Genomic DNA, 15215 nt, shown 5'->3' on the forward strand with positions numbered 1-15215 from the left:
CCACCCCTCGACCAGTCCGACCCCGCCGTCCGGCCCGGTGCGGGTCCACACGGGAACGCCCATCCCGTGGAGCGCGGCCAGGTCCCGCTGGATCGTGCGGGTGGAGACGTGGTGGCGGTCGGCCAGGTGCCGGACCGTGGTCCAGGGGCTGCGGGACAGCTCCATCATCACCGCCAGCAGGCGTGTGGTGCGCATGGGGAGGAATCTACCGATTGACGACAGGGGCTGTCGTCATCACCGGTGACACTGGACCGCGGAAGAGACACACCGCGACAGACCCAGAGCATCGGGAGAGACGGATGAACCACAGGACGCAGGACCTCACCGGACGCATCGCGCTCGTGGCCGGGGCGACCCGCGGCGCCGGGCGCGCGATCGCCCGCGAGCTGGGCCGGGCGGGGGCCGTGGTCCACTGCACGGGACGCTCCACGGCCGGCCGGCCCTCGGACTCCGGACGGTCCGAGACGATCGAGGGCACCGCCGAGCTCATCACCGCATCTGGCGGTACCGCCCACCCGGTGGTGGTGGATCATCTGGACCCCGGGGCCGTGCGGGACCTCGTGGACCGCATCGAGGAGGAGCAGGGACGCCTGGACATCCTCGTGAACGACATCGGGGGCGAGGCCTACGTCCAGTTCGGCCTCCCCCTCTGGGAGTACGACCTCGACGCCGGGCTGCGGCTGTTCGACACGGGACTGAAGACCCACCTGCTGACCAGCCACGCGGCGCTGGGACTGCTGGCCCGGAACCCCGGCGGGCTCGTGGTGGAGGTCATCGACGGAACCCGGGCCTACAACGTCTCCCACTACCGGGAGACGGTCTTCCTCGACCTCACCAAGACCGCCGTGGACCGGTTGGCGTTCGCGGAGGGCCATGAACTGGCGGACCACGGCGGGACCGCCGTGTCCGTGACCCCCGGCTGGCTGCGCTCGGAGATGATGCTCGAGGCCTTCGGGGTCACCGAGGAGACGTGGCGCGAGGCATCCGAGGCCAACCGCGGCCGGGCAGACGCCGTGCCGCCCTACGAGTTCGTCATCTCCGAGACCCCCGCGATGCTGGCCCGAGGCATCAGCGCGCTCGCGGCCGACCCCGGTCGGGCGGCCTGGAACACGCGCTCCGTGAGCTCCTTCGAGCTGGCCCGGCACGACGACCTGCGGGACCAGGACGGTTCCCGGCCGGATGCCTGGTCCTTCCTGCGGGCGATGGAGCAGGCCCCGGCCGGGGACCTCGAGGTGGGGGACTACCGGTGAGTTGCCCGCGGGCGGCGAAGACCGGTCACTGGCCGGCCCCGGTGTAGAACCCGAACGTCGCGTCCGCCTTGCGGGCCGCCGTCTCGGGGTCCGTCCCGGCGGACACCTGCGCCGCGGCCCATCCGTCGGCGGCACCGCGGTAGAAGGCCTTGCCCTCCTCGGTGACGGCCCAGGCCTCCGCCTCCCCGGGTGAGAGGGACCCCTCCGTGGCGCCCAGGTGCAGGCCCAGGCCGAGCAGTCCGCCGTCCCATCCCACGCCGGTGGCGCCGGGGCCGAAGGTGTCCCACATCTCTGCGGGAACCGCTGCGGCGGGGGCCACGTGCTCCAGCGAGAACCTCGTGTCCTCACCCTCGGCGGTGAGGCGGATGGTCACCCAGGTGACCCCGCCGCCGAACTCCCAGGTGACGCGGTATCCGGCCGTGCCGTCGGCCGGTGGGGTGCACTCGAGCACCGTGCCGCCGGCGTTGCCCTCGAACTGGTAGCGGCCGCCGAGCCGGAGGTCTCCGCTGATCGGCAGGAACCAGCGGACGATCCGTTCGGCCGTGGTGACGGCCTCCCACACATCGTCGAGTCCGGCGGGATAGGTCTGCTCCAGGGTCTGGACATGCGAGGGCTCGCCGTCCCGGTCCTGGAGGGCCACGCTTCGGGTGACCGCGGCCAGTTGCTTCTGTACATCCACCATGTCAGTCCTCCTTCGGAAGGGGTGTTGCTGTGGTCGGGAGAGGGGGTGATGGGGCGGCACGCTCGGCGGCGAGCCGGCGCTGGCGCCTGCCCCGGGCCAGTTCCGTGCCCAGGGCGTCGAGCTTCGGCGTGAAGAACCGTTCGAAGGGGCTGAGCCACTCGCTCGCCTGCCGCGGCCCCCGGGGGTCCACAGCGTAGAGCCGGCGCGTGCCTTCGGGGCGGACCGTGGCGAAGCCCTGCTCGCGCAGGACCCTCAGGTGCTGTGAGACCGCCGGCTGGCTGATGCCGAACTCGGCCTGGACCACGGAGCCCACCTCGCCGGCGCTCAGCTCGCCGTCGGCGAGCAGCTCCAGGATGCGGCGCCGTACCGGGTCACCGAGGACGTCGAGAGCGTGCATGGACCGATCCTTTCACCTCAACTTATATAAGGCAAGGCTTTATGAACACTCGGAGAAGCGTGCCGCGTTAACGCCGCAAGCCCCGGGTGGACCCGGGGCTTGCGGTGCGGTGATGGTGTGGAGGGGATGACGGGAATCGAACCCGCGTAGCCAGTTTGGAAGACTGGGGCTCTACCATTGAGCTACATCCCCACGGCGTCCGGGAGGTTGGTGTGGCCTGGACCCAGGCCGTCCCGCGATCCTCGTTCGCAGCGTGGACGATCCTATCAAGCGGTTCGACCGGGTCGCAAAAGGCCGCACGACCGGCGCGGCGCGACGGCGTGCCGGAGGTGCGGCGAGGCTTGAATGTGGACTGAATGCGGAGTATGGCGTGTCCAGTGCGTACACTGGTCTCTGGCCAGAAATGGCCAGGGCCGTCTGCGGGGTGTAGCTCAGCTTGGTAGAGCGCGCGCTTTGGGAGCGTGAGGCCGCAGGTTCAAATCCTGTCACCCCGACGTCATGGTCTCCCCCTCCTTCCGGGGGAGGCCTGATTCACCGGATGCCCGGCGGCCGGGCCCATCCGCGCCCATATACACGAGACGATCAATCCACACAGGAGTCCCACGTGGTCAAGAGCACCGCAGAAAACCTCAGCCCGACCCGGGTCAAGCTGGACGTCGAGGTCCCCTTCGAGGACCTCAAGCCGCGCCTGGACCAGGCCTACAAGTCCGTGGCCAACCAGATCCAGGTCCCCGGCTTCCGCAAGGGCAAGGTTCCTGCGCGCATCATCGACCAGCGCATCGGCCGCGGCTACGTGGTGGAGACGGCCGTCAACGAGGGCCTGAACGACTTCTACCAGGAGGCCCTGGCGCAGACCGAGACCACGCCGATGTCCCGTCCCGAGGTCGAGGTCACCTCGATGCCTGGCGTCGACGGTCAGGACGAGGGGCCCCTGACGTTCAGCGTCGAGCTGGACATCCGCCCTGAGGTGGAACTGCCCGACTACAAGGGACTCAAGGTCACCGTGGAGCCCGCGGCCGCCTCTGAGGAGGACGAGCAGAAGGCCCTGGACGAGCTGCGCTCCCGCTTCGGCACCCTCAAGACCGTGGAGCGCCCCGCCACGAAGGACGACTTCGTCACGCTGACCCTGACCGCCACCATCGGTGACGAGCAGGTCGACCACGCCGAGGACCTGTCCTACCAGGTCGGCGCAGGGACCATGCTGGACGGCATGGACGAGGCCCTGGAGGGCCTGTCGGCCGGCGAGGACGCCGTCTTCGAGACCACGCTCGCCGGCGGCGAGCACTCCGGCGAGAAGGCCACCGTCAAGGTGGTCCTCGGCGCCGTCAAGGAGCGTGAGCTTCCCGAGGCCGACGACGACTTCGCCCAGCTGGCCTCCGAGTTCGACACGATCGACGAGCTCAAGGCCGATCTGAAGGAGAAGGCCTCCGAGGGTGCCGTCACCGGCCAGGGCATCGAGGCCCGTGACAAGGTCCTCGAGGAGCTCGTGAAGCTGGTCGAGGTCCCGGTTCCCGATTCGGTGGTGGCCGAGCAGATCGAGCAGCACTTCACCGGGCAGGGCCACGCCGAGGGCGATGAGCACGACACCCCGGAGCACCGCACCGAGGTCGAGGAGAACGCCCGCGAGGCCTTCCGCAACGAGATCATCCTCGACAAGGTCGCCGACGCCGAAGAGGTCGGCGTGGACCAGGGCGAGCTGATCGAGTACATCATCTCCACCTCCCAGCAGTACGGCATGGACCCGAACCAGTTCGCACAGATGCTGGACCAGGCCGGCCAGGTCCCGATGATCATGGGCGAGGTGCGCCGCCGCAAGGCCCTCGCCAAGGTCCTCGAGTACGCCGTGGTCACGGACACGGACGGCAACGCCGTGGACCTGACCGCGTTCGTCACCCCGGGCGGCGAAGACGGCGCTGACTCGGCCGACTCCGCTGATTCGGCCGACTCCGCCGACTCCGCTGATTCGGCTGACTCCGCCGATTCTGCGGATTCCGCCCCGTCAGCCGATTCCCCGGCCGAGGCCACCGAGGAGGCCCCGGCGAAGAAGGCCCCCGCGAAGAAGGCCCCCGCGAAGAAGGCTCCGGCCAAGACCACCGCCGCGAAGTCCGCTGCCGCGAAGAAGGCCGAGGCCGACGTCGAGGACATCGAGAAGGCTCCGGCCAAGAAGGCGCCGGCCAAGCGCACCACCGCCGCGAAGTCGGCTGCCGCGAAGAAGGCCGAGGCCGACGTCGAGGACACCGAGAAGGCTCCGGCGAAGAAGGCCCCGGCCAAGAAGGCTCCGGCCAAGCGCACCACCACCGCGAAGACCGCCGAGGAGCCGGCCGACTCGGCCGAGTGATCCCGGCTGGACACTGACGCCAGACCGGACGCCCGGGCCGCACCATGGACCATCCGTGGTGCGGTCCGGGCGTTCTGCTGTCCGGCGGAAGGGCCGGTCCGCTGGCAGCGCATCCATCCACGCCAACAGCGAACAGCCGGGCCAGAAGGGACACAGCCCGGTCCGAGGACAGTAGTCTCGATCCAAGATCACTGCCCGCCGTGCACCAACAGGTGCCACCGGTGCATGAGAAGTCCATCTGAAGGAAGGCAGGGCGTCATGTCCGCATCGTCCACTGCTCCCCGTATGGCGTCGGTTGATCCGGCAGCCCGCGAGGACTACATCTACAACCGTCTGCTCAAGGAACGCATCATCTGGCTGGGTTCCGAGGTCATGGATGAGAACGCCAACGCCATCTGCTCGCAGATGCTCCTGCTCTCCGCCGAGGACCCGGACAAGGACATCTACCTCTACATCAACTCCCCGGGTGGATCCATCACCGCGGGCATGGCGATCTACGACACCATGAAGTACATCCCGAACGACGTGGTGACCGTGGCCACTGGCATGGCGGCCTCCATGGGCCAGTTCCTGCTCTCCTCGGGCACCCCGGGCAAGCGCTACGCGACCCCGCACGCCCGCATCCTGATGCACCAGCCCTCGGGCGGCATCGGCGGCACCGAGTCGGACATCCGCATCCAGGCCCAGCTGATCCTGCACATGAAGCAGGTCATGGCCGAGCTGACCGCGGAGCAGACCGGCCAGACCGTGGACACCATCCTCAAGGACAACGAGCGGGACAAGTGGTTCACCGCGCAGGAGGGCCTGGAGTACGGGTTCTTCGACCACATCGCCGAACGTGCCGGCTCCGTGTCCGGCGGCGGGGGCGTGGACGCCAACGCCTGATCCGGCTCCGGCCGGACGGCCCGCCCGTTCACCCCACCGAACACCCCTTTCGCCCAGGAGAGACCAGACATGAATCACTTCACCACCGGGATGCCTGCCGCAATGCCTTCCGGCTCCGGTCAGCCGGCGCCGAGCAACCGCTACATCCTGCCCCAGTTCGAGGAGCGCACGCCCTACGGCTTCAAGCGCCAGGACCCCTACGCCAAGCTGTTCGAGGACCGCATCGTGTTCCTCGGCGCCCAGGTGGACGACGCCTCGGCCGATGACATCATGGCCCAGCTGCTCGTGCTCGAGTCCATGGACTCGGAGCGGGACATCACCCTGTACATCAACTCCCCGGGCGGTTCGTTCACCGCCATGACGGCGATCTACGACACGATGCAGTTCGTCCGCCCGGAGATCCAGACCGTGTGCCTGGGCCAGGCGGCCTCCGCCGCCGCGGTCCTGCTGGCCGCCGGTGCCCCCGGCAAGCGGCTGGCCCTGCCGAACGCCCGCGTGCTGATCCACCAGCCCTCCATGGGCGGAGACCGCGGCACCGCCACGGATCTGCAGATCCATGCCGAGGAGCTGCTCCGCATCCGCACCTGGATGGAGGAGACGCTGGCCGGCCACACCAACAAGACGGCCGAGCAGGTCCGCGTGGACATCGACCGCGACAAGTTCCTCTCCGCCGCCGGCGCCAAGGAGTACGGCCTGGTGGACGAGGTCCTGGACTCACGGAAGATCTCCCGCCCGCAGCTCTCCAGCTGAGCGGGCGTCCCGGCCCGTCCGGATCCCGACGGCGGCACGCGCCTGAAGCATGACAGGTCATGCCGGGCGCGGGCCGCCGTTGCGGTCCAGCGCCTTATCGTGTCCACCCCCTAAGCTGGGATGGCAGTACCCCGGGCAGCTACGTCTGGCCGCCCGACCCCTATCGAGGAGATACCCGCATGGCCCGCATCGGTGAGAGCGCCGACCTGCTGAAGTGCTCGTTCTGTGGAAAGAGCCAGAAGCAGGTCCGGAAACTGATTGCCGGTCCCGGCGTCTACATCTGCGACGAGTGCATCGAGCTGTGCAACGAGATCATCGAGGAGGAGCTCTCCGAGGTCGCCGAGACCGCCGAGATCGAGCTGCCCAAGCCGAAGGAGATCTACGACTTCCTGGAGGAGTACGTGATCGGGCAGTCGGAGGCCAAGCGCTCCCTGGCCGTCGCGGTCTACAACCACTACAAGCGCATCCGCTCGGGGCAGCAGCCGGCCCAGTCCAAGAGCGAGTCCTTCGCGGACCGCTCGGGCGAGGAGGCGGACGAGCTGGCGGACGTGGAGGTCGGCAAGTCCAACATCCTGCTCGTGGGCCCCACCGGTTCCGGCAAGACCTACCTCGCACAGACCCTGGCCCGGAAGCTCAACGTCCCCTTCGCCGTGGCGGACGCCACCTCCCTGACGGAGGCCGGCTACGTGGGCGAGGACGTGGAGAACATCCTGCTCAAGCTCATCCAGTCCGCCGACTATGACGTGAAGAAGGCCGAGCAGGGCATCATCTACATCGACGAGATCGACAAGATCTCGCGCAAGTCCGAGAACCCCTCGATCACCCGTGACGTCTCCGGCGAGGGAGTCCAGCAGGCCCTGCTGAAGATCCTGGAGGGCACCACCGCTGCCGTTCCGCCGCAGGGCGGACGCAAGCACCCGCATCAGGAGTTCCTCCAGATCGACACCTCGAACGTGCTGTTCATCGTGGCGGGGGCCTTCGCCGGCCTGGACGAGATCATCTCCTCGCGGGCCGGATCCAAGGGCATCGGCTTCGGGGCGCCGCTGAACACGATCGGCAAGCGGGACGTCTCCTACTCGGACGTGCGGCCGGAGGACCTGCTGAAGTTCGGCCTGATCCCGGAGTTCATCGGCCGCCTGCCGGTCATCACCACGGTGGACAACCTGGACCACGAGCAGCTGGTCAACATCCTCACGACGCCGAAGAACGCGCTCGTGAAGCAGTACCAGAAGATGTTCCTCATGGACGGCGTCGAGCTGCAGTTCGAGGACGATGCCCTGGACGCGATGGTCGAGCAGGCCGAGGAGCGCGGGACCGGCGCGCGCGGCCTGCGCTCCATCATGGAGGCGGTCCTCAAGCCGGTCATGTTCGACCTGCCCTCCCGCGAGGACATCGCCACCGTGGTCATCACCGGTGACGTGGTCCGGGACGGTGCCGAGGCCACGCTGATCTCCCGCGAGGTGCAGCGCAAGCGCCGCACCAAGTCCGCCTGAACCCATCCGACCCGAGCGGCTCACGCCGCTCATCGACGCCACCCCTGGAGGCACCTGTGACCGAGACCGCTGGCATCCCCACGCCCACGGAGAACGAGACCGTGGACTTCTGGTTCGACTCCGTCTGCCCGTTCGCCTGGATCACCTCACGGTGGATGCTGGAGGTGGAGAAGGTCCGCCCCATCACCGTGAACTGGCACATCATGTCCCTGTCCGTCCTGAACGAGGACAAGGACCTGGACGAGGGCTACCGGTCCCTGCTGGAACGCGCGTGGTTGCCCGCCCGGGCCGCCACCCAGGTGTGGGAACGGCACGGCAACGGTGCGGTGGGCCGGTACTACACCGCCGTCGGCACCCGGATCCACACCGAGGGCCAGCGGGACTTCGAGGCCGCCGTCCGCGGCGCCCTGGACGAGTTGGGCCTCGAGACCGAGGAGATCCTCGAGGCAGCCCGGACGGACGCGCTGGACGGCACGCTGCGTGCCTCGCACGAGGAGGGCATCGCGAAGGTGGGGGACGAGGTCGGCACCCCCGTGGTGGCCTTCAACGGGACCGCGTTCTTCGGTCCGGTCATGACGCGCATCCCGCGCGGTGAGGAGGCGGGCCGGATCTTCGACGCCGCCGTCACGCTGGCCGGTTTCCCCTACTTCTACGAGATCAAGCGCTCCCGCACCACGGACCCCCAGTTCGACTGAGCGAGGCGCCCCCCTGAAGCCTCACCGCCCGGCGGCGATCCGCCCCGCCGCGGCGATCATCGGGATCTGGAGCGGCAGGCGCGCCAGCGTGATCGCCCGGGTCCTCGGTGAGGCGTTCCGGGCACGGTAGGCGTGGTAGAAGTTCCCCGGCCACACGGCCAGGAAGAGCAGCTGCGCGGCCCGGCCACCCGCGCGTCGGCTCCCCGGGACGGCGAGCAGGCCGGCCACCGCCAGCTCGGCCACGCCGGACCCGTACGTCCAGGCGCGGGCCGGTCCCGGCAGCGCGCGGGGGATGAGCCCGTCGAAGGGCCGGGGCGCGGCGAGATGCAGCACGCCCATGCCGGCGAGGACGGTGGCCATCACCATGGGTCGGGTCATGCCCTCAACCTACACGCCCGTCTGCCGGCACAGCCGCCAGACGTTGTGGGGCCCCACCCGCTCGAACCCGAGGGTGACCAGGGTGCGGATCAGGGCCAGACCCCGGCCCGACTCGGTCAGGTGCTGCTGGGCGGCGTCCATGATCTCCGCGTCGAGGGCCCGCGGTGCCTCCGGCCACACCTCGGGCGTGGCGGCGTCGTACTCCACGATGGTCGCCTGCAACTCGGAGTCGCCGGCGTCCAGCTCCACCCCCAGCTCGAGGGGGCCGGGGTCGGCCACGCCATGCTGGATGGTGTTGCTGACCGTCTCGATGACGGCGAGGTCGAAGGCCATCCGGTCGGGGAAGGGCACGTGCTCGGCGCGGGCCCAGAGGTGCCCGAGCTGATCGAGCACCGCCTCCACGGTCTCGGGCTCGGCGGGCAGGCGGAGGGTGATCGCTGGCATCGGTTCAGCCTCCGGGGAAGGCCGACGCGGCGTCGGGGTAGGGTGTCAGGACGCGGTCCATGCTGGTCAGCTGCAGCACCATCAGCACCTGCGGCGGCACGTTGGCGATGCGTAGGTCCCCGCTGGCCTGCCGGGCCATCTTCAGGCAGCTGATGAGGGCGCCCAGCCCCGAGGAGTCCATGAACTCCGTCTGACCGAGGTCCACCACGATCTGCCGGGATCCGGCACCGATCTCGCTGCTGATGACGTCCTTGAGCTTCGGCGCGGCGACCATGTTGAGCCGGCCCTCACTCCTCACCTCCGTAAAGGTGTCGTGTCTGTCCACGGTGAACTGCATGGGGGTCCTTTCCTCAGGATTCGGGCTGTCGGCGGACGACCACGGCCGTGACGTCGTCGTGTTCGGGATCGTCCTTGGCCAATCGAGCCAGGTCGTCGGCGATCCCTTGGGCGGTGGTGTTGGCGAGGACGATCTCGGACATGGCCGCCTGGGTGTCCTCGAGGTCGCCCACGGCGTCCAGGACGCCGTCGGACACCAGGATCAGGGACTCTCCCGGGAACAGGTCGGCCCGCAGCGCCTCCCACTGGTCCTCGAACCAGAGACCCACCGGGGGCCCTCCGGGCTCCAGCCGCCGGGTGCTTCCGTCGGCGGAGACGATGGCCGCGATGCCGTGTCCGGCGTCCACATAGGACAGCCGCCCGCTGGCGGGGTTCATCCGGATGGTGAAGACGGTCGAGTACGAACCGGAGCTCTCCAGGGCGCTGGACAGGGCCGCGGCGGCGTGGTTGAAGGCGTTGGTCAGGCCCGGCATCATGGCCACGGAGCGGAAGGTGGCCCGGACCGAGGCCGCGATCATGGCAGCGCCCATGCCCTTGCCCATGGCGTCGGCCAGGGTCAGGTGGAGTTGGCCTGACTCCACGTACCAGTCGTAGAGGTCCCCACCGACCAGCCGGGAGGGCTGAAAGGCCGCCGCCACGTCATAGCCCGGCAGGTCCGGCGGCGCGTTGGGGAGCAGCCCGCGCTGGACCTCCACGGCCCGCTCGCGCTCGGTCTGCTCCGGCGCGGAGTCCGTGGTGCGGGGCCGGCGGAACAGGGCGGCGACCCGGGCCCGGAGCTCGCGCGTGCTGAACGGCTTGGTCAGGTAGTCGTCCGCGCCCGCCTCCAGACCGGCCAGCTTGTCCGTCTCGGTGGACCGCGCGGAGATCATCACCACGTAGGCGTTGGAGTGCTCGCGCACCTGGCGGCAGACCTCGAGGCCGTTCATGCCGGGCAGCTGGACGTCCAGGGTCACCAGTTCGGGTTCGACACTCTGGACGAGCTCGACGGCCAGGGAACCCGTGGGGGCCTCGGTCACGGTGAAGCCCTCCTTGTTCAGGGTGTGGACCAGCAGACTGCGGATGTCCTCGTCGTCCTCGACCACGAGGGCATGACGGGTGGTGGTGGGTGGCGCCATGTGAAAACCAACTCCCATGAGAAGGTGCGGAGACCGTGTGGTGGAGGACGGGGTACCGGGGGGACAGTGCGCCAGCCTTCCTGTACGTGTCCTATCGGTACGGCGCGCCGGACTTTTCACCCCGCCGACGGAACCCGTCCGGGATGCACGAGGGCCGCCCGGAACCGTTCGGTACCGGGCGGCCCTGTACAGGCGCGCTGGTCGCGCGTTGGAGGCCGTGGCGGCTGCGGCGTCAGCCGGCGGTCGCCTCCGAGGTCTCCGGCGCGGCGAGGACCACCTCGGAGACCAGCACGTCGGTCTCGCCCGCGGGGGACCCCGCCACCAGGGCCAGGTCGCGGACGTTGCCGGCGGCCTTCAGGTCGGCCAGCCCGCCCCGCAGGGAACCCAGGCGGTTCTCCGGGGCGGTCACGACGGCGGAGAGCACCGCGGTGCGCTGCTTCACCTTGGCCTCGGACTTGGCCTTGCGGATCCCGCCCAGGGCCAGGGCCACGGCGGCCAGGACGTCTGCGGTGGCCCCGGCAGAGGCCGCCTCGATGCCGACGATCTGGTCCGGCTGTCCCGGCCACTCGGCGCGGTGCACGGATCCGGTCCGCCACCAGCCCCAGACCTCCTCGGTGGCGAAGGGCTGGAAGGGGGCCAGCAGGCGCAGCAGGGCGTCCAGGGTGGTGGCGAGGCTCGCCCGCACGGAATCCTGCTCGGCGTCACCGTGCCCGCCGTAGGCGCGGTCCTTGATCAGCTCGACGTAGTCATCCGTGAACTGCCAGAAGAAGGATTCCGTCAGGTCGAGGGCACGGGCGTAGTCATAGGACTCGAAGGCCCGGGAGGCCTGCCGGATGGAGTCGTAGAGACGGACCATGAGGGCGCGGTCCAGGGGGTTGGTGATGACGGCGGCGTCCTCGGCGGTCCGGACCACGTGCTCCACGGAGGCGCCGAGGTTCAGCGCGAACTTCGAGGCGTTGAGCAGCTTGATGGCCAGCCGCCGGCCGATCTTCATCTGGGCGACCTCGTAGGCGGTGTCCGCGCCGAGCTTGGCGGAGGCGGCCCAGTAGCGGACCGCGTCCGAGCCGTACTCGTCGAGCACCTCGGTGGGGACCACCACGTTGCCCTTGGACTTGGACATCTTCTTGCGGTCCGGGTCCAGGATCCAGCCGGACAACGCGGTGTGGTTCCACGGCACCGTGTCCTGGAGCGACTCGGCGCGGACCACGGTGGAGAAGAGCCAGGTCCGGATGATGTCGTGGCCCTGGGGCCGCAGGTCGAACGGGAAGACAGAGGCGAAGAAGTCCTCGTCCCGGCTCCACCGACCGGCGATCTGCGGGGTCAGGGAGGACGTGGCCCAGGTGTCCAGCACGTCCGGGTCTCCGGTGAAGCCGCCGGGCACGTCCCGCTGGGAGTCCTCGTAGCCCGGGGCGGTCTCGGCCACCGGGTCCACCGGCAGCCGGTCCTCGGCCGGCAGGATCGGGCGGTCGTAGTCCGGCTCGCCGTCGTCGTCCAGGGGGTACCAGACCGGGATCGGCACGCCGAAGAACCGTTGGCGGGAGACGAGCCAGTCGCCGTTGAGGCCCTGGACCCAGTTCTCGTACCGGGACCGCATGAACTCGGGATGCCAGGAGAGCTGGCGCCCGCGGGCCACGAGCTTCTCGCGCCGCTCCGGGTCTCGCCCGCCGTTGCGGATGTACCACTGACGGGAGGAGATGACCTCGAGGGGCTTGTCCCCCTTCTCGAAGAAGTTCACCGGGTGGGTGATCTTCTTCGGCTCCCCGTCCAGCAGCCCGGCCACGCCGAGGGACGCGACGACGGCCTCCTTGGCGGAGAACACGGTCTTCCCGGCCAGCTGGGTGTACTCGGTGCGGCCGGACTCGGTGGTGATCCACTCGGGCGTCTCGGCGTGGAAGCGTCCGTCCCGGCCGACCACGGTGCGGGTGGGCAGCTCCAGCTCGCGCCACCAGGTGACGTCCGTCAGGTCGCCGAAGGTGCAGACCATGGCGATGCCCGAACCCTTGTCCGGCTTGGCCAGGGGATGGGCCCGGACCTCGACCTCGACCCCGAACAGGGGAGAGGTCACGGTGGTGCCGAACAATCCCCGGTACCGCTCGTCGTCGGGGTGGGCCACCAGGGCGGAACAGGCCGGCAGCAATTCCGGACGGGTGGTCTCGATGAAGACCTTCTCACCGGCCGGGGTGAGGAAGGGGATCCGGTAGTACGCGCCGGGGACCTCGCGGTCCTCCAGCTCGGCCTGGGCCACGGCGGTGCGGAAGGTGACGTCCCACAGGGTCGGTGCCTCGGCCATGTAGGCATCCCCGGAGGACAGGTTGCGCAGGAAAGCCCGCTGGGAGACCGCGCGGGAGGTGTCGTCGATGGTCCGGTAGGTCAGGGACCAGTCCACGGACAGCCCCAGCCGGGTGAAGAGGTCCTCGAAGACCTTCTCGTCCTGGACGGCCAGTTCCTCGCAGAGCTCGATGAAGTTCTTGCGGGACACCACGTCCCAGTCGCGCTGGTTCTTAGCGGGCTGCTCCGGCGGGCGGTAGCCCTCGATGTACGGCCTGGTCGGGTCGCACCGCACCCCGTAGTAGTTCTGCACCCGGCGCTCGGTGGGCAGGCCGTTGTCATCCCAGCCCATCGGGTAGAACACGTTCTTGCCCATCATGCGCTGGTACCGGGCCAGCACGTCGGTCTGCGTGTAGGAGAACATGTGCCCCACGTGCAGGGACCCGGAGGCGGTCGGCGGCGGGGTGTCGATCGAGTAGACCGCCTCCCGCGTGGTGTCCGGGTCGAAGGCGTAGGTGCCGTCCTCACGCCAGACGGCGGAGAGCTTGTCCTCCAGCCCCTCGAGGCCGGGACGGTCCGGAACGGTGACGGAGGGGGCGGTGGACGGAGAAGGAGCGGGCGTGTCTGTGCCCGGGGTCTGTTCAGCCATGGTCTCGATTCTCCCACGGTCCCCGGATGGCCCCGAACCCGCACGGACTACGGTGGGGAGATGACACCCGATCCCGGAGAGCCGTACGCCAAGGACACTGAGAACACCCCCGAACAGCTCGACCTGCTCCGTGCCGGACTCGCCCCGCAGCTCACGGCGGGGGCCCTGACCACGGACCCGGACGTGGTGTCCTCCCACGCCCGGGACGAGGCCCCCTTCGCCGCCGTCGGCACGGCCCTGGCCCTCGTGCGGGCCCGCACCGTGCAGGACGTGCAGGCCACGATGCGCTTTGCCTCCGAGCACCGGATCCCCGTGGTGCCGCAGGGCGCCCGCTCGGGGATCTCCGGCGGCGCGAACGCGGTGGACGGGTGTCTGCTGCTCTCGGTGGAGAGGATGGACCGGATCCTCCAGATCGACCCGGCCGAACAGACCGTGACCGTGGAACCCGGGATCATCAACCAGGACCTCAAGGACGCGCTGGCCCCCCACGGGCTGTCCTACCCACCGGATCCGGGGTCCGTGGCACTGTCCTCGATCGGCGGCAACCTCGCCACGAACGCCGGCGGGCTGTGCTGCGTGAAGTACGGCGTCACCCGGGACTACGTGCGCCAGGTCGCTGTGGTCCTGGCCGACGGCACCCTGACGCGGCTGGGCAGCACCACCGCCAAGGGCGTGGCCGGCCTGGACCTCTGCGGACTGTTCGTGGGCTCCGAGGGGACGCTGGGGATCATCGTGGAGGCCACCCTGCGGCTGGTTCCGCGCCTGCCGCCGCCCCTGACGGCCGTGGCCACCTTCCCGCACGCCCGCGCGGCGGCCCAGACGGTCGCCGAGTTCATGGGCGGCGGGGCGAGGCCCTCCATGATGGAGTCCCTGGACCGGGCCTCCATCGACCTGCTGAACCGGTTCGGGGACTTCGGCCTGGACAGCCAGGCGGGGGCCCTGCTGCTGATGCAGTCGGACGGGGACGGCACGGCCGCCGAGGCCGCCCGCGAGGTCGCCGCCTTCGCCGCCGTGGCGGAACGGCTCGGGGCCCTGGACGTGGCCTTCAGCGAGGACCCCGAGGACAGCGACGCCCTGGTGGCGGCCCGGCGCCTGGCCCAGCCGGCGTTCGAGAGGTACTCCCGCGACCACGGCGGGGGACAGCTGCTGGACGACGTCTGCCTGCCCCGCACCGCCATCCCCGAGTTCTACGACCGGCTCGACGCCCTCCGGGCACGCACCGGCCTGATGATCGCCGTGGTGGCCCACGCCGGTGACGGCAACGTCCACCCCTCCGTCTTCTTCGACACCGCGGACGAAGCCTCCGTGCGCCGGGCCCACGAGGCCTTCGACGAGATCATGGCGGTCGGCCTGGAACTCGGCGGGACCATCACCGGCGAGCACGGGGTCGGTTCCCTCAAGAGCGCGTGGCTCGCCCGGGAACTGGACGAGGGCAGCCGCCGGCTGCACCGCTGCGTGAAGGACGCCATCGACCCGCTCGGCATCCTGAACCCCGGCAAGCAGTTCGCGGCGCTGTGACGCTGCTGACTAGGGTG

General features: G+C 69.8%; 14 protein-coding genes, 2 tRNA genes and 1 pseudogene. 8 read left to right on the forward strand and 9 right to left on the reverse strand.

Going from position 1 to position 15215, the window contains the following annotated elements:
- Nucleotides 1-42 precede the first annotated feature (42 nt).
- Nucleotides 43-195 (reverse strand): annotated as a pseudogene (locus tag RE421_RS09810) (HTH domain-containing protein); the annotation flags it as partial.
- A gap of 104 nt (nucleotides 196-299) precedes the next feature.
- Here RE421_RS09810 and RE421_RS09815 point away from each other — a divergent pair.
- A complete protein-coding gene (locus RE421_RS09815) occupies nucleotides 300-1250 on the forward strand; it encodes an SDR family oxidoreductase (RefSeq protein WP_309809227.1) in 951 nt (316 codons plus the stop codon).
- Nucleotides 1251-1275: 25 nt separating this feature from the next.
- Here RE421_RS09815 and RE421_RS09820 read toward each other — a convergent pair whose 3' ends face one another.
- The 3 genes from RE421_RS09820 to RE421_RS09830 form a co-directional block, all read right to left on the reverse strand.
- Nucleotides 1276-1932, reverse strand: coding sequence for an SRPBCC domain-containing protein (locus RE421_RS09820; RefSeq protein ID WP_309809229.1), 657 nt, complete (start codon nucleotides 1930-1932; stop codon nucleotides 1276-1278).
- A 1-nt stretch (nucleotide 1933) separates the two neighbouring features.
- A complete protein-coding gene (locus RE421_RS09825; protein WP_309809231.1) occupies nucleotides 1934-2329 on the reverse strand; it encodes a metalloregulator ArsR/SmtB family transcription factor in 396 nt (131 codons plus the stop codon).
- A gap of 118 nt (nucleotides 2330-2447) precedes the next feature.
- Nucleotides 2448-2521 (reverse strand) — tRNA-Gly (locus RE421_RS09830).
- Nucleotides 2522-2749: 228 nt separating this feature from the next.
- On the opposite strand from RE421_RS09830, the gene RE421_RS09835 reads away from it, so the two are divergent.
- From RE421_RS09835 to RE421_RS09860, 6 genes are all read left to right on the forward strand, one after another.
- A tRNA-Pro gene (locus RE421_RS09835) sits at nucleotides 2750-2823 on the forward strand.
- Nucleotides 2824-2933: 110 nt separating this feature from the next.
- Complete coding sequence (gene tig, locus RE421_RS09840) at nucleotides 2934-4667, forward strand: trigger factor (protein ID WP_309809232.1); 1734 nt, start codon at nucleotides 2934-2936, stop codon at nucleotides 4665-4667.
- Nucleotides 4668-4952: 285 nt separating this feature from the next.
- Entirely contained in the window at nucleotides 4953-5552 is a 600-nt protein-coding gene (locus RE421_RS09845) for an ATP-dependent Clp protease proteolytic subunit (protein WP_309817268.1), read from the forward strand.
- Nucleotides 5553-5621: 69 nt separating this feature from the next.
- On the forward strand, nucleotides 5622-6302 hold the full coding sequence (locus RE421_RS09850) for an ATP-dependent Clp protease proteolytic subunit (RefSeq protein WP_396134481.1): 681 nt from the start codon (nucleotides 5622-5624) through the stop codon (nucleotides 6300-6302).
- Nucleotides 6303-6481: 179 nt separating this feature from the next.
- Entirely contained in the window at nucleotides 6482-7795 is a 1314-nt protein-coding gene (gene clpX / locus RE421_RS09855) for an ATP-dependent Clp protease ATP-binding subunit ClpX (RefSeq protein ID WP_309809234.1), read from the forward strand.
- A 56-nt stretch (nucleotides 7796-7851) separates the two neighbouring features.
- Nucleotides 7852-8490, forward strand: coding sequence for a DsbA family protein (locus RE421_RS09860; protein WP_309809236.1), 639 nt, complete (start codon nucleotides 7852-7854; stop codon nucleotides 8488-8490).
- Between the two features lie 21 nt (nucleotides 8491-8511).
- Here the strand turns inward: RE421_RS09860 and RE421_RS09865 are convergent, their stop codons facing one another.
- The 5 genes from RE421_RS09865 to valS all read right to left on the reverse strand — a co-directional run bounded on the left by RE421_RS09865 (nucleotide 8512) and on the right by valS (nucleotide 13680).
- The gene (locus RE421_RS09865; RefSeq protein ID WP_309809237.1) at nucleotides 8512-8868 is read right to left on the reverse strand and encodes a hypothetical protein; all 357 of its coding nucleotides are present in this window, start codon (nucleotides 8866-8868) and stop codon (nucleotides 8512-8514) included.
- Nucleotides 8869-8877: 9 nt separating this feature from the next.
- Nucleotides 8878-9312 carry an ATP-binding protein gene (locus RE421_RS09870; RefSeq protein ID WP_309809239.1) on the reverse strand — a complete coding sequence of 145 codons (435 nt, stop codon included), beginning with the start codon at nucleotides 9310-9312 and terminating at the stop codon, nucleotides 8878-8880.
- Nucleotides 9313-9316: 4 nt separating this feature from the next.
- A complete protein-coding gene (locus RE421_RS09875; RefSeq protein ID WP_309809241.1) occupies nucleotides 9317-9649 on the reverse strand; it encodes an STAS domain-containing protein in 333 nt (110 codons plus the stop codon).
- Nucleotides 9650-9662: 13 nt separating this feature from the next.
- Entirely contained in the window at nucleotides 9663-10763 is a 1101-nt protein-coding gene (locus tag RE421_RS09880) for a SpoIIE family protein phosphatase (protein WP_309809243.1), read from the reverse strand.
- Between the two features lie 232 nt (nucleotides 10764-10995).
- The gene (gene valS / locus RE421_RS09885) at nucleotides 10996-13680 is read right to left on the reverse strand and encodes a valine--tRNA ligase (RefSeq protein WP_309809244.1); all 2685 of its coding nucleotides are present in this window, start codon (nucleotides 13678-13680) and stop codon (nucleotides 10996-10998) included.
- A 60-nt stretch (nucleotides 13681-13740) separates the two neighbouring features.
- On the opposite strand from valS, the gene RE421_RS09890 reads away from it, so the two are divergent.
- Complete coding sequence (locus RE421_RS09890) at nucleotides 13741-15198, forward strand: FAD-linked oxidase C-terminal domain-containing protein (protein ID WP_309809246.1); 1458 nt, start codon at nucleotides 13741-13743, stop codon at nucleotides 15196-15198.
- Nucleotides 15199-15215: the final 17 nt, after the last annotated feature.

This window comes from Citricoccus sp. I39-566 (assembly GCF_031432995.1).
Classification (GTDB): domain Bacteria; phylum Actinomycetota; class Actinomycetes; order Actinomycetales; family Micrococcaceae; genus Citricoccus; species Citricoccus nitrophenolicus_A.